This is a genomic window from Streptomyces sp. NPDC053427, from assembly GCF_044544985.1.
Taxonomy (GTDB): domain Bacteria; phylum Actinomycetota; class Actinomycetes; order Streptomycetales; family Streptomycetaceae; genus Streptomyces.
Map to the genome: position 1 here is coordinate 407,159 of NZ_JBITYA010000007.1, position 13,182 is coordinate 420,340.

The 13,182-nt window shown below is 70.5% G+C and carries 13 protein-coding genes and 1 pseudogene; 4 read left to right on the plus strand and 10 right to left on the minus strand.

Features of this window, described 5'->3' with window-relative positions; all coding sequences use genetic code 11:
• Window position 1 precedes the first annotated feature (1 nt).
• Both mqnC and ACIGWZ_RS22085 read right to left on the minus strand, forming a co-directional pair.
• Complete coding sequence (gene mqnC, locus ACIGWZ_RS22080) at window positions 2-1,201, minus strand: cyclic dehypoxanthinyl futalosine synthase (protein WP_400067092.1); 1,200 nt, start codon at window positions 1,199-1,201, stop codon at window positions 2-4.
• Between the two features lie 114 nt (window positions 1,202-1,315).
• Window positions 1,316-3,076, minus strand: coding sequence for a protein kinase (locus ACIGWZ_RS22085; protein WP_400067094.1), 1,761 nt, complete (start codon window positions 3,074-3,076; stop codon window positions 1,316-1,318).
• Window positions 3,077-3,232: 156 nt separating this feature from the next.
• Here ACIGWZ_RS22085 and ACIGWZ_RS22090 point away from each other — a divergent pair, with 156 nt between their 5' ends.
• On the plus strand, window positions 3,233-4,363 hold the full coding sequence (locus tag ACIGWZ_RS22090; protein ID WP_400067096.1) for an alpha/beta hydrolase: 1,131 nt from the start codon (window positions 3,233-3,235) through the stop codon (window positions 4,361-4,363).
• Between the two features lie 21 nt (window positions 4,364-4,384).
• On the opposite strand, the gene ACIGWZ_RS22095 is transcribed toward ACIGWZ_RS22090, so the two are convergent.
• Window positions 4,385-5,278: a menaquinone biosynthetic enzyme MqnA/MqnD family protein gene (locus ACIGWZ_RS22095; protein ID WP_400067098.1), complete on the minus strand. Its 894-nt coding sequence runs from the start codon at window positions 5,276-5,278 to the stop codon at window positions 4,385-4,387.
• A gap of 251 nt (window positions 5,279-5,529) precedes the next feature.
• Between ACIGWZ_RS22095 and ACIGWZ_RS22100 the strand changes: the two genes are divergently transcribed.
• Window positions 5,530-5,733, plus strand: coding sequence for a cold-shock protein (locus tag ACIGWZ_RS22100; RefSeq protein WP_003984261.1), 204 nt, complete (start codon window positions 5,530-5,532; stop codon window positions 5,731-5,733).
• A 379-nt stretch (window positions 5,734-6,112) separates the two neighbouring features.
• On the opposite strand, the pseudogene ACIGWZ_RS22105 reads toward ACIGWZ_RS22100, so the two are convergent.
• From ACIGWZ_RS22105 to ACIGWZ_RS22120, 4 genes and pseudogenes are all read right to left on the minus strand, one after another.
• Window positions 6,113-6,536: pseudogene (locus ACIGWZ_RS22105) on the minus strand (type VII secretion protein EccC); the annotation flags it as partial.
• A gap of 74 nt (window positions 6,537-6,610) precedes the next feature.
• Window positions 6,611-7,333 carry an SMI1/KNR4 family protein gene (locus ACIGWZ_RS22110; protein ID WP_400067100.1) on the minus strand — a complete coding sequence of 241 codons (723 nt, stop codon included), beginning with the start codon at window positions 7,331-7,333 and terminating at the stop codon, window positions 6,611-6,613.
• A 127-nt stretch (window positions 7,334-7,460) separates the two neighbouring features.
• On the minus strand, window positions 7,461-7,841 hold the full coding sequence (locus tag ACIGWZ_RS22115; RefSeq protein WP_400067101.1) for a DUF397 domain-containing protein: 381 nt from the start codon (window positions 7,839-7,841) through the stop codon (window positions 7,461-7,463).
• The gene (locus tag ACIGWZ_RS22120) at window positions 7,822-8,676 is read right to left on the minus strand and encodes a helix-turn-helix transcriptional regulator (RefSeq protein ID WP_400067103.1); all 855 of its coding nucleotides are present in this window, start codon (window positions 8,674-8,676) and stop codon (window positions 7,822-7,824) included. Before ACIGWZ_RS22120 ends, ACIGWZ_RS22115 begins: the two co-directional genes overlap by 20 nt.
• 110 nt (window positions 8,677-8,786) lie before the next feature.
• On the opposite strand from ACIGWZ_RS22120, the gene ACIGWZ_RS22125 reads away from it, so the two are divergent.
• Both ACIGWZ_RS22125 and ACIGWZ_RS22130 read left to right on the plus strand, forming a co-directional pair.
• Window positions 8,787-9,017: a hypothetical protein gene (locus ACIGWZ_RS22125; RefSeq protein ID WP_400067105.1), complete on the plus strand. Its 231-nt coding sequence runs from the start codon at window positions 8,787-8,789 to the stop codon at window positions 9,015-9,017.
• Between the two features lie 305 nt (window positions 9,018-9,322).
• On the plus strand, window positions 9,323-9,517 hold the full coding sequence (locus tag ACIGWZ_RS22130) for a hypothetical protein (RefSeq protein WP_400067106.1): 195 nt from the start codon (window positions 9,323-9,325) through the stop codon (window positions 9,515-9,517).
• Window positions 9,518-9,745: 228 nt separating this feature from the next.
• Here the strand turns inward: ACIGWZ_RS22130 and ACIGWZ_RS22135 are convergent, their stop codons facing one another.
• From ACIGWZ_RS22135 to ACIGWZ_RS22145, 3 genes are all read right to left on the minus strand, one after another.
• Window positions 9,746-10,960, minus strand: a complete 1,215-nt coding sequence (locus ACIGWZ_RS22135; RefSeq protein ID WP_400067108.1) for a serine hydrolase domain-containing protein — start codon at window positions 10,958-10,960, stop codon at window positions 9,746-9,748.
• Between the two features lie 193 nt (window positions 10,961-11,153).
• Window positions 11,154-11,816: a response regulator gene (locus tag ACIGWZ_RS22140; RefSeq protein WP_400067110.1), complete on the minus strand. Its 663-nt coding sequence runs from the start codon at window positions 11,814-11,816 to the stop codon at window positions 11,154-11,156.
• Window positions 11,813-13,138 (minus strand): sensor histidine kinase, encoded by a 1,326-nt coding sequence (locus ACIGWZ_RS22145; RefSeq protein WP_400067112.1) that lies wholly within the window; start codon window positions 13,136-13,138, stop codon window positions 11,813-11,815. Before ACIGWZ_RS22145 ends, ACIGWZ_RS22140 begins: the two co-directional genes overlap by 4 nt.
• Between the last annotated feature and the right edge of the window lie 44 nt (window positions 13,139-13,182).

A 13,182-nucleotide genomic window follows, 5' to 3' on the forward strand; every position in this document is an offset into this window, starting at 1 on the left:
TTCAGTTGGCCTCGACGAGCTTCAGCTCGGGATGCGCCGTGCCGCCCTCGATGGCGGTCGAGGACAGATGCGAGACCACCCGCTCGTCCACCGGGTCGTTCGCCGGGTCGTCGTGCACGGCGAGGTGCTCGTACGTCGTGGCGCGCTGCGCGGGGACGCGGTCGGCCGTGCGGATCATGTCGATCATCTCGCGGAGGTTCGAGCGGTGCTTGGCCCCTGCGGACGAGACGACGTTCTCCTCCAGCATCACCGAGCCGAGGTCGTCCGCACCGTAGTGCAGGGTCAGCTGCCCGGCCTCCTTGCCGGTGGTCAGCCAGGAGCCCTGGATGTGCGCGACGTTGTCGAGGAAGATCCGGGCGATCGCGATCATGCGGATGTACTCGAAGATCGTCGCCTGGGTGCGGCCCTTGAGGTGGTTGTTCTCGGGCTGGTACGTGTACGGGATGAAGGCGCGGAAGCCGCCCGTGCGGTCCTGTACGTCGCGGATCATGCGCAGGTGCTCGATGCGCTCGGCGTTCGTCTCGCCGGTGCCCATGAGCATGGTGGACGTCGATTCCACGCCCAGGTTGTGGGCCGTTTCCATGATCTCCAGCCAGCGCTCGCCGCTCTCCTTGAGCGGGGCGATGGCCTTGCGGGGGCGCTCGGGCAGCAGCTCGGCGCCCGCGCCCGCGAAGGAGTCGAGGCCCGCGGCGTTGATGCGCTGGATCGCCTCCTCCACCGACACCTTGGAGATGCGGGCCATGTGCTCGACCTCGGACGCGCCGAGGGAGTGGATGACCAGCTGCGGGAACTCCTTCTTGATGGCGGAGAAGTGCTTCTCGTAGTACTCGACGCCGAAGTCGGGGTGGTGCCCGCCCTGGAACATGATCTGGGTCCCGCCCAGTTCGACGGTCTCCGCGCAGCGGCGCAGGATGTCGTCGAGGTCGCGGGTCCAGCCCTTGGCGGTGTCCTTGGGTGCGGCGTAGAACGCACAGAACTTGCAGGCCGTTACGCACACATTGGTGTAGTTGATGTTGCGCTCGATGATGTACGTCGCGATGTGCTCGGTGCCGGCGTAGCGGCGGCGGCGTACGGCGTCGGCGGCCCGGCCCAGCGCGTGCAGCGGCGCGGAGCGGTACAGGTCGAGGGCCTCCTCCGGCGTGATGCGGCCGCCCTGCGCGGCGCGGTCGAGTACGGACTGGAGGTCGGCGTTCTCGGTCACCGGGCGTCCCTTTCGCAGGCTGGCATCACGACTGACCCAGCGTACGTCAGGGCTCCGACGGCCTCGCTGGCGGCCGGACCCGGGGCCCGCGCCCGCCGCTCCCCCGACGCCCGGTCACGGCCCCGCGACGCGGCTCAGCGTCGCGGTCGGCGTACCGCCCGCAGGGTCGTCGGAGGAGAAGGCGAGCGTGCGGCCGCCCTTGCCGAGCGTGTAGGTGACATGGGACTTGTTGCCCGTACAGCCCGGCCCCTGCTGGCCGTCCGGACGCTCCACGAGCACCAGTTCGCCCTCGGTGGCCGACTCCAGCTTCGCCTTGGCCTCGCACTTCACCAGCACCGCGTCGTACACGGTGTGGATGACGTAGTCCCCCTTGCCGCCGGACTTGATGACGCTGGTCATCTTGCCGTTGACGCCGAGCTCCGTCGTCACCGTGCCGGTCCAGGTGCCCAGGAAGCCCTCGGCGACGGCCGGCCCGCCGGATCCGTCACTCGGCGGGGAGGACGCGACCGTCGGCGTCTGCCGGGAGGACGGCTCGGCCCCTGCCGCGTCCCGGCTGCCTGAGCCGCCCGGCAGCAGGTGGAACACGGACGCCGCGGTCGTCGCGGCGGCCAGCGCACCGGCCACCGACAGCACCAGCGTGCAGCTCACCCGGTGCGGCCGCCGCGCGCCGCCGACCGCCCCGCTCAGTGCGATCCGCCGCTCGTTGGGGGCGGTGGGCGACGGGCCCGCGGTCGGGGCATCGGCGACCGCCGCCCCGGCGACCGGCCAGGGGGCCGCGGGCGGGCCGGGAACATCGGGGACACGGGAAGCCTGCGTGGGCGCGCCGACGGCGCCGGGTCCGGTCGCCTCCGCCTCGAACGGCACCAGGCCGGAGGGCTGTCCGTACGAGGGATCCGCCCCCGCCCCGTACGAGGGATCCGGCGGCCCGAACGCCCCGCCCGGCGAGGCCGCAGCCGGCTCCGCCGCCTCGGCCTCCAGATTCAGCAGCTCCACCGCCCGCCGGGTGACCTGCTCCACGACCGCGCCCGGCAGCCACCCGGCGCGCACCAGCCCCGCGGCCCCGCCGCTCCCCTCCCCCGCGAGCCGGGCCGCCAGCGCCGCCGGGGCGGGCCGGTCCGCGGGGTCCTTGGACAGGCAGGACGCCACCAACTCCCGCAGCTCACCGGTGAGTTGCGGACCGAGCTCCGGCTCCTCGTGCACCACCTTGTACAGCAGCGCGGCCGACGAGTCGCCCGAGAAGGGGCTGACCCCGGTCGCCGCGTACGCCAGCACCGCCCCCAGCGAAAAGACATCCGCGGCCCCCGCCGCGCCCTTCCCCACGATCTGCTCGGGCGCCATGTATCCGGGCGACCCGACCGAGACCCCGGTGGAGGTCAGCGAGGCCGTCGCCTCCGTGGCCCGCGCGATGCCGAAGTCGATCAGCAGCGGCCCGTCGAGGGTCAGCAGCACATTGGACGGCTTGACGTCCCGGTGCACCAGCCCGAGCGCATGGACGGCGGCCAGCGCCTCGGCCAGCCCGGCGCCCAGGACCCGTACGGAGTGCTCCGCCAGCGGCCCGACATCGGCGACGGCCTGCGCGAGCGAGGGGCCCGCGACGTATCCGGTGGCGATCCAGGGAACGGAGGCGTCCGGGTCGGCATCCAGGACGGGCGCGGTCCAGGCGCCGCCCACCCGTCGCGCCGACTCGATCTCCCGCCGGAAACGGGCCCGGAACTGGTCATCGACCGCGAACTGCGCATGGACGACCTTCACCGCGACCGTTCGGCCGCCCTCGCTGCGCCCGAGGTAGACCCGGCCCATGCCGCCGGCGCCGAGACGGCCCAGCAGTCGGTACCCGCCCAAGACCCGTGGATCGTCCGCTGCCAGCGGCTCCATGGCTGCCTCCCCCTCGTACGGCGCACTTCAGCTTATGGCCCATGTCATGCACGGTCGTCGGAAACCCGCACACCACTTTCCGCATCAAACAGGGCGTAACTCACCACAACTCCCCCACCTGCCCCACGCGGCAGCGCGACCCCCCGGAGTACGTCCGTGCCTCCCCCGCGCCCCTTGCACCTCTCGCCTCCCCCGCCTCCCTCGCACCGCCCGCGCCGCCCACGCCGAAAGCGGCCGCTCCTGATCGGCGCCGTCATCGCGGCCGTCGGCCTCGCCGCAGTCCTCCCCGTCCTGGCCCACCTCGATGCGTTCTCCGGCGACGGCGAGCCCCTGTCCTTCGACTCCGCCGACCGGCCCGCCCCGGCATCCGCGCCCGCCGACGCCTCGGTCCGCATGCCCACCGGCCCCCGAGCGGAATTCCGCACGGCCGGCACCCTCGCCGACGGCACCAAGATCGGCGTCACGACGCTGCACGGCAGGAAATCCGGCTTCACCGGCAAGGTCTGGGTCTGGGCGCCGAAGGAGTACTACGAGGACCGCTACCGCGACAGCGCCTTCCCGGTACTGATCGCGCTCCCCGGTGGCCCCGGCTACCCCATGAATTACTGGATGGGCACCGATCTGAAGCTCCAGAGCACCCTCAGCGACATGGTGACGGCGGGCCGGAGCAGGCCCTTCCTCGTCGTCATGCCCGTCCTGAACCCGGACGCGGACCACTACTACGACGGCAGCGACATACCCGGGCAGCCGAAAATGGGCACCTGGATGTCCGACGACGTCCCCGACCTGGTCAAAGCCAACTTCCGGACGTTCACCACCCGCGACGGCTGGGCCTTCATGGGCTCCTCGTCCGGCGGGTTCGTCGGCCTCAAGCAGGTCCTCCAGCACCCGGACCGCTTCGCGGCGGTCATCGCCTCCGGCCCGGACACCCGCCCCGACTCCCCCCTCTGGCGCGGCCACGAGAAGGAGATGCGGGCCAACGATCCCGAACGCCTGGCCCAGCGGCTCACCGCCCGCCCCGACGCGCCCCCCGTCCACATCGAGTTCCAGATCGGCAGCGAGGAAGGCGGCCGCGCCGCTCTCGAACGCTTCGTCCGGAAATACGGCGACGGAACGGGCCCGATCACGGCCCGCCTGCACGTCATCCAGAACGGCGGCCACAACGCCAAGAGCTATGTCCAAGGCATGCGGGAGGCCACCCTGGAAGCGATCAGCAAGGTGCTGCGCGGCCCCGCACCGGCCGCCGAGCACCAGGACCGGGCCCCGGCGCGGCGCACCGGGCCCTAGGCCTGTCCGGTGGATCAGGGCCTAGTAGCCGCCCAGCAGATCCACCTTCACATCGGCCGGGAACCCGGTCGTCGGGCCGACCCGCCGCGCGAATTCCGTCACGCCGCGCAGCTGATCCGCCCCGAACCGGAAGTCCAGCGTCGTGAAGTACCGCTCCAGCACCGGCTCGTCGAAGGTCTCCCAGCGGGCCGCCTGCTCGGCGACCTTGCCGACCTCCTCCAGCGACAGATCGCGCGAGGCCAGGAACGCCTCGTGCACCTTCTGTACGACGAGGGGCTCGCGCTCCAGGTAGTCGCGCCGGGTCGCCCATACGGCGAAGACGAACGGCAGCCCCGTCCAGTCCTTCCACATCTGCCCGAGGTCGTGCACCTCCAGGCCGAGCTTGGGCCCGTCGTGCAGATTGGCGCGCAGCGCGGCGTCGCCGATCAGCACCGCCGCGTCCGCCTCCTGCATCATCAGCCCGAGGTCGGGCGGGCAGCTGTAGTACTCGGGCTGCACGCCGATCTTCTCGGCCAGCAGCAGCTGGGCCAGCCGTACGGAGGTCCGCGAGGTCGACCCGAGGGCGACCCGGGCGCCGTCCAGCTTCTCCAGCGGCTTCTGCGAGACGATCACACAGGACATCACGGGCCCGTCGCACCCGACGGCAAGATCAGGGAACGCGACGAGATCATCGGAGGCCCGCAGGAACTCCACCAGGGTGATCGGCGCGATGTCGAGCTCGCCGCGGACCAGCTGCTCGCTGAGCTTCTCCGGGGTGTCCTTGGTGAGGTCCAGGTCGAGCAGGGTGCCCGTACGGGCGAGGCCCCAGTAGAGGGGCAGGCAGTTCAGGAACTGGATGTGGCCCACCCGCGGCCGGCTCCGACGGTAGTCGGCCGGTGCGCCTGCGGGTGCATCTCCAAAGGTTGAATTGTCCACATGCCGGAGGCTAGACCCGCGCCCCTTGGGGCGACGCGGCGGGGCCTCCGTATGGCCGCCACGGCCGTCGACTAAACGTGATCTTTGGCTCTTCCGCCTCACGAGCGCACCGTGCTAGGCTCACCGCAAGTTGCAGTTTGGTTTCCCTTGCAGTACAGAGCCTGCGGAGCATGTGACCCGCAGGCTTTTGTAGTTTTCAGACTTGTTTGCAGGTTCTGGAGCAGGGCAACCCTTTGGCCCAAGGAGGGCTTATGGCTACCGGAACCGTCAAGTGGTTCAACGCTGAAAAGGGCTTCGGCTTCATCGCCCAGGACGGCGGCGGCCCGGATGTCTTCGTCCACTACTCGGCGATCAACGCCTCTGGTTTCCGCTCCCTCGAGGAGAACCAGCAGGTGAACTTCGACGTCACGCAGGGTCCGAAGGGCCCGCAGGCGGAGAACGTTACGCCGGTCTGAGTTGCCCGGTCCGACCTTTAACCATTAGGTCGACTTAGCAAAACCCAAGGAGCCCCGCTCCTCCACTTCGGTGGGGAGAGGGGCTCCTGCCTTTTCCCGTGCGCCCCCACGCCACGACGCCGCACCCGCCGCGTCCCTGCGAGCACCCGCCGCACGAATTCCCCCGCCGCCGGGAAGAACGGACCAAGGCGGGGGGACCGAGAAGGGACCGGCAAGAGGGCAAGAGGGGGACGAGAAGGGGACGAGAAGGCGGCAACAAGGGAAACCGCAAGGGAACGCACACACACGCCGCGGCAAACCGAAAAACACCCGCTTGGGATTTCCCCGGCGCAGCACGCCGCGGCGCGGAGCGTATCGCCCCGCCCACCCGCCGCTGGTCCCCCGGCAGCCATCCCAGCTGCACCAACAGCGTGCCCCGCTCACGCGAAACGGAATGACCGCGGCCCGGGGCCATGGGCTGGGCGCGGGTGGTCCCGAGAATCACGGGTGGTCCCGAGAATGTCGCCTTCACGAGGGTCGCCGGAGAGAATCAGCCCCTGAGCCCCGAGTTCCTCGATCCGCTGGAGGAATGGCGCGAACAGCGCCCGGGAAACCCCGGCGGTGGTGCGGGCGATGGGGAAGTGGAATCCGGCATCCCGGGAGAGCGGGAGAACGGGAGACGGTCGGTGAGGACGGAGAGCGGATCGCCGGCCGACGAGGCGATCGGATCGTAGTCGTCGAAGTCGAAGAAGAACCGGGGCCCCGCCCACCAGCTGCGGTCACGAAGCTGCTGGGGCGTGAACGTCGGGGCTCGGCCGACGGCGTCCATGAGCTGAGCCCACGGGGCCGTGGCCATGACAGCCGTGGGCCTCTGGCTCAGCTCATGATCCATCGGCAGTCAGCCGTCGCTGGTGAACCGTTGGCGTGGTGGGGGTTCGGTTGTCTCGTCCCAGGCTTTCCGCTCCGCGTGGTCGAGCCAGTTCAGGTACCACTCCGCGAACGGCGGGGGTCCCGTTTTGCCGCGTAGCCCGACCGGGACCACGCCCTCGCCGACGGCCGTTACGTCTTCCCACACGGTGCCGCGATGGGGGCCTGCGACCACCAGGACGTAGAAGTACGAGCAGCCCTGGTGGCTCAGGCACAGGGTGCCCTCGGTCAGGGCGGCGCGCAGCTCGTCGTCGCGGGCGTCCCAGGCGGCGTATGCGGCGGAGAAGGCATCGTCGTCCGGGTAGTCGGTCCGCCGGGGCTCCGCGCACTGGTGCTCGTCGTGCTCGGCGGTGAGCTCGGGACGGAAGGGCAGCGTGCAGTGGCCAGTGGTGGGCGGGGCGTCGGGGCCGGGCGGCTGCATCGGGAAGAGCCCGTAACCGGGGCCCGCGCCGCCCGCCCCCACCTCCAGGAGGAACATGCGGTATTCCTCCGGCAGTTCGGTCCCGAGCTGCCGCTCGGCCGCCCGCAATTGCTCCTCGGTGAGGACGGGCAGCAGCTCGAACTCATGGCCACTGCTGCCCCATTCGGCGCCGAACACCGCCCACCATCGCGGCGCCTTCCGCAGCGCGAGCACGCGCTCGCGCACCCCTGTCCAGGCCCCGCCCATCGCTCCCCCTCCGGAATTCCGTGCCATCCGGCACCTCAAGCGGCAGGGTCAGGTGCCGGCGTCCAGCACCGCGGAGAGGGCCCTCGCTTCGGCATGCAGGCGGTCGACGTCGACCTCGGGACAGCCGACCACCCTCGTACGACATGCTGCGAGGCTAGGCGGTGGCGGTGAAGGTCTCGTCCTTGACGGCCGTGACAAAGCGGCGCCAGGCAGCGGCCGGGATGATGACGGTCGGGCCGTGGGGGGCGGTCTTGGTGTCGCGTACGGGGACGAGGCCGGGGATGTCGTCAGCCACCTCGAGGCAGAGGCCAGCGTCGCCGTTGCTGTGGCTGCTCTTTCGCCAGATGGCGGCGCCGGGGAAGTCCTTTGCGACTTCGATGCAGTTACCGCCGGAGCCGTTGCTGTAGCTGCTCTTGCACCAGCGGGCGGCGCCGGGGAAGTCCTTGGCGACTTCGATGCAGTTCCCGCCGTCGCCATTGCTGTATGTGCTCTTGCACCAGCGGGCGGCACTCAAGTCAATCTGCCTGCTTGCCATTTCGAAAGTCCTCTGCCGCTGCCTCGATCACGGCCAGGGACGCCTCAGGCGGCAGTGCGGCGGCCCTGAGCCGATCGTATGCCTTGCGGTACTTCTTCACGAGCGCCGGATCGTCGATGGTGGCGCCGCTGTACGCGGACTCCGTGTAGACCAGGGGCGGGGCGTCAGGGAAGGCCATGGTCATGACCGTGCCGAGCATCAGGGGATACGGCCCGCTATTCCACGGGACGACCTGCGTAACAATCCGGCGCCGCCTCGCCAACGCCGCAACGCGCTCCAGCTGTTCGGCCATTTCTTCCGGCGGAAGGATGGGGTTGCGCAACAGCGACTCGTGCAGGATGACCCAGTACTCTGGCCTCTTGTGGTCATCCTCGAAGAGGCGCGCCCGCGCCAGCCGGGCGTTGACCCTCTCCTCCACCTCCGCGTCGGAGGCATTCGGATGTGCCGCTAGAACCATCACCCGCGCGTACACCGCAGTCTGCAGCAGTCCTGGGATGACGGTGGGGCACCACTCCTCAATGGCCTCCGCGTGCTTCTCCGCCTCCAGGACCTTTTCGAAGTACTTGGCGTGGCCGGCCATCCGCGCCTTGCGCACATCCTCGCAGCGCCGCTCGAAGAACCCGTCGGTCTTCAGCACACGGTCCACATGGACAGCCATGTCCAACGGCATGCGCCGCTGCCCGCGTTCGATCTCGCTGAGGTAGCTCGGTGAGTAGTAGATGCCGTCGACGATCGCCTGGAGGGTGAGGCCTGCGTTCTCCCGCTTCCAGCGCAGCTCGGAGCCATAGAAGGCCGGGACGCTGGTGGATCCATCAACTTCTTTGCGTGCAGGCATTTTTCACCGTTTCACAGGTCGCGCAGTCGCCTTGAATCCCTTTCCACGCTACGCCGCGCCGCGTCACTCTGTGAGCAGTTCGTCACAATGCGCACAGGGAGTCAGAACCCATGCCCGACCACCGCCACACCGGCAACGACCGCCACCACGACGACGTGGACGATTGCGCCGAGGCGCTCCGCGCCGCCCTCGCGGCGAACGGCATCACTCTGCCGTCACTCGGGACCGATTTGCCGGCCTACGCGGGCAACTACCGGCTCTCGCTCATCGCGCTCGGGAACTGCAACACCGCCACGGCCCGCAAGCTGACGGCTGCGCTCCGTAAGGCGGCCGCGCAATGAAAGGCCCCGTGCCACCTCCCCCACAGAGGTGACACGGGGGTTCCAGTCTGACGCGCCGAGCGCCCCGGCTCCAGAGCAGGGGCCGCTTCTTTCGCGCGACATCCGGAAATCACCCCCGCGACCGTGCGACCGGTCCGGGGGCATGGCCATCAACCCGCTGGAGGCCGACAAGCATGCCTGACCTTATCCGAATGATGTTGCTGATGGTACTGACTTGGTTACTTCCGGCACGCGGACAGCGCCGGACGGCGAGCCGAGGCACCCCGCACACCGGGCCGCGCCACGCCGCCCCCTCGGTGCCACCGGTGCGCAGGTTCCGCCGCCCCGCCGAGATCCCGCTGCGCGGCGAGGACAGCTGCCTGGTCAGGCCGTATCTGCTGACCGGCGAGGAGTGGCGGCAGCGGCGGGCACAACGGGGGCGGCGGGATCTCTGGTTCGCCGTCGAGGGTGTCGACATCGGGCCGCGGTGGGTCCACGGGGTGGAGGTGCCGACCCGGTGAGCGAGAAGGCGCCGGAGAAAAGGCCCCGGGAACCGCAGGAGCCGGATGGTGACGGGCGGCGCGCGGCGTTGGAGGAGAGCCTGCGCCGGCTGAACCGGTGGTCGTCCGGCGGAGGCGGGCGGCGGTGAGGCGAGGGGCGGTCGGGCGAGGGGCGCCGATGCCGTGCCCGTCGGCGTACGACACCGCCACCGACACCGACTACGGCTACGGCTACGGCTACGGCTACGGCTACGGCTGGCGCGTGGGCAGCGCGAACGCTGCCTGCACTATGCGCTGGGCGACGGGGTTCATCTCCTCGCTCTTGGCGTCGGTGGCGTTGACCGAGTAGACCAGGGTCCGGGACAGGTCCTTGGTCGCGGCGATGAGCGTGTTGTAGCCGGGCCGGCCACCGGTCTTCCCCCAGATGATCTTTCCTCCGCCGGCGTCGAAGCGCTGGAGTCCGGCGCTCATCGAGGCGCCCTTGATGTCCGGGACCGTGAGCATCTCCCGCTCCAGGAGCGGCTGCGGGACGATCTTTCCGCGGAAGAGCGCGAAGAGGAACTTCTCCAGGTCGCCGGTGGTGGATATCAGGTCGCCGGCCGCCCGGCGGTCGGACATGTTCCACTCCGTCGCGTCCACGACCCGGCCGTCCGCCAGCTTCTGGTAGCCGCGGTTGTGCGGGCCGTGGATCCGCGGGTCGGGACCACTGGGGAACGAGGTGTGCCGCATGCCGGTCGGACGGAAGATGCGCACCGCGGCCTGGTGCTCGTACGAGTCGCCGGTGATCTTCTCGATCAGCATGCCGAGGACGGTGTAGTCGATGTTGTCGTAGCGCTGCTTCCTGCCCGGTCCTTCCCCGGGGCCGCGGTAGGGACCCTTGGCGACGGAGGACGCGACAACGGCTTCCGGAGTCAGGGTCCTGAAGCGGTTCTCGTAGCCTTCGCCGTTCTCCGGGCCGAGGGTCGCGCCGGGCTGAAGTCCGCTGGTGAAGGTGAGCAACTGCCGGACGGTGATGGGCCGGAAGGCATCGGTCAGCAGGCCGGGCAGATAGCGCTGCACCGTCCCGTCGAGGTCGATCTTCCCCTCGGCGGCGAGCTGGAGCACGAGGGCCGAGGTGACCACCTTGGTGGTGGAGCCCGCGCGGAAGCGGGCGTTCTCCAAGGCCTTGCGGTGCGTGCGGAGGTCATGGACTCCGGCGCTCCCGTGCCAGCTGCCGTCGCCGCCGACGCGCACGAGGGCGGCGGTGGTGTCCTTGTCGGGGAGGCCATGGAGGGCCTTTTCCAGGGCCGGTACGTTCGGGCCGGTCGACGGGGTCGAGGGGTGAGTGGCCTGCGCATCAGCCGTCGTCGTACCCGTGCCGGGTGCGTCGGCGAGGGCAGGGGCCGACGCACCGGCGGACAGCGCGAGTACGAGGGCGGCGGCGAGGGCCGTACGGACGGGTCTGCGGCGGCTGCGGAAGTGCATGGGAGCTCCGTGGTGTGAACGGCCGGTTCGTGCGGCTTTTATGCTGCCGCGCGCAACCGCGCCGCGGATCACCACAAGGGCGGACGTTCGCCCCTGAGGTGTCCCGGAAGCGAAAGGGGCCAACTGCGGTGCACGACTCAGGGTTTGCACCTAGGTGATGGAGGAAGAGGGCCGGCGTGAGTGCGGCGAGCGGTCATCGCGGTTCCGGCGGTTGCGGGACGAGCAGCCCCCGGTTGAACGCCTCGGCAACGGCGGCGGCGCGATCACCCACGCCGAGCTTGGCGTAGATGTTCAGCAGATGGGACTTGATCGTGGCCTCGGTGATGAACAGTCCGGCCGCCGCCTCCCGGTTCGTGGCCCCGGCCGCCACCAGCCGGAGGACTTCCAGCTCCCGTTGGCTGAGCAGTCCTGCCGGGGCGGCGGTACGTACCCGGTTCATCAACCGCGTCGCCACCGAGGGAGCGAGCACCGCATCGCCGCGGGCCGTTGCCCGGACCGCCCGCAGCAACTCGTCGCGTGGCGCGTCCTTGAGCAGGTAGCCGGTGGCGCCCGCCTCGATCGCGGGCAGCACATGACTGTCGGTGTCGTACGTGGTCAGCACCAGCACACGCGCGCCACTCCCCCGCTCAACCAGCTCCTTTGTCGCGCTCACCCCATCCGTCCCAGGCATCCGCAGGTCCATCAGGATCACGTCCGGCCGCAGGGCTTCGGCCAGCCCGACCGCCTGGGCCCCGTCGGCGGCCTCCCCGAGCACCTCGAACTCCGGGTCGCGCGCGAACATACTGCTCAGGCCGTCCCTGACCACCGGATGATCGTCGACGATCAGCAGCGTGATCGCGGTGCCGGGGCGGCTCATGCGCCAGCCTCCGCCTGTTCGGCGGGGAGGCGGGCCGAGATGCCCGTGCCGGCACCCGGCTCCGACTCGACCTGCAGCGTGCCCGACAGGCTCTCGATCCGCTGCCGCATCGCGACCAGGCCGAACCCGCCGCGATCCACACCCGGAGCGCCCGCGGCACCCACAACACCCGCAGCACCCACGACGCCCGCACCGAGCCGGGACGGGTCGAAGCCCTTGCCGTCGTCGCGCACGTCCAGGGCCACCTCGTGTTCCAGATAGGACAGCGTCACTCCCACCCTGGTCGCTCGCGCGTGACGGGCCACGTTGGCCAGCGCCTCCTGGGCGGCCCTCAGCAACGCCACCTCCGCCTCCGGCAGCATCGGCCGCGGCGTGCCGGTCGTCGTGACCTGAGCCGGGATCTCGTGCAGCGCCGACCACCGCCCGGCCACACCCCCCAACGCCTCGCTCAGCCGCGCCGTTTGCAGCGGTTCGGGACGCAGCGCGTGCACCGATCGCCGCGCCTCGGACAGGCTCTCCTTGGCCAGCCGGGTCGCGGCCGTGACGTGCCTGTGCCTCTCGACCGGATCGTCGCCGGAGTGCTCGGCCGCGTGCAGTTGGGTGATGATGCCGGTGAGCCCCTGTGCCAAGGTGTCGTGGATCTCCCGTGCCATCCGCTGCCGTTCGTCGTGCACGCCTGCCTCCCTCGCCTGCGCCAGCAGCTGCTCGTGCAGGGCCCCGTTCTCCGCCAGCGTCGCCGCCAGCCTGCGGTTCGCCTCGCGTACCTCTTCGAGCGCCCGCTCGCGCTCATCGTTCTGCCGGGCGCCACGCCGGGCGAACCAGGCGAAGCCGCACATGGGGATGGCATTTGCGGCCATGACAGCGACGTACGCGGCCACGCCCCACAGCGTGCTCTTGTCCAGGGCGTACGCCTGCGCCGTACCGGCCGTCATCGCCACCGCGGCGACACCGGCCGGCTGCCACGGCCAGGGCAGAACTCTGAACGCGTAGAGGTACCCCGCGGGTGTGAAGAACCCGAACCACGGGTCCCTGACCACCAGGACCGCCGTGATCCCGATGAGCACCGTGAAGAACACCGCCATCACCGGCACGCGCTCGCGCCAGGCGGGATGCAGCGTGTGGCACCACGCCATCCATGCCGCGGCCAGCGCGCAGAGGGCGAGGTCGACGAGCAGGGACCCGGACTCGCCCGCCGAGCGCTTCTCGACCACCGTGACGACGGCCAGGATCGCCAGCAATACGTACGGCACAGCGGTGACCGGCACGACGGCGACCGGCACAGCGGCGGCCGACCCGGACCGGCGTGGCACCGGACTGCTCATCCGCGCCCCCTCCCACGCTGTTGCTCTCGCCGGACAATCTAGCC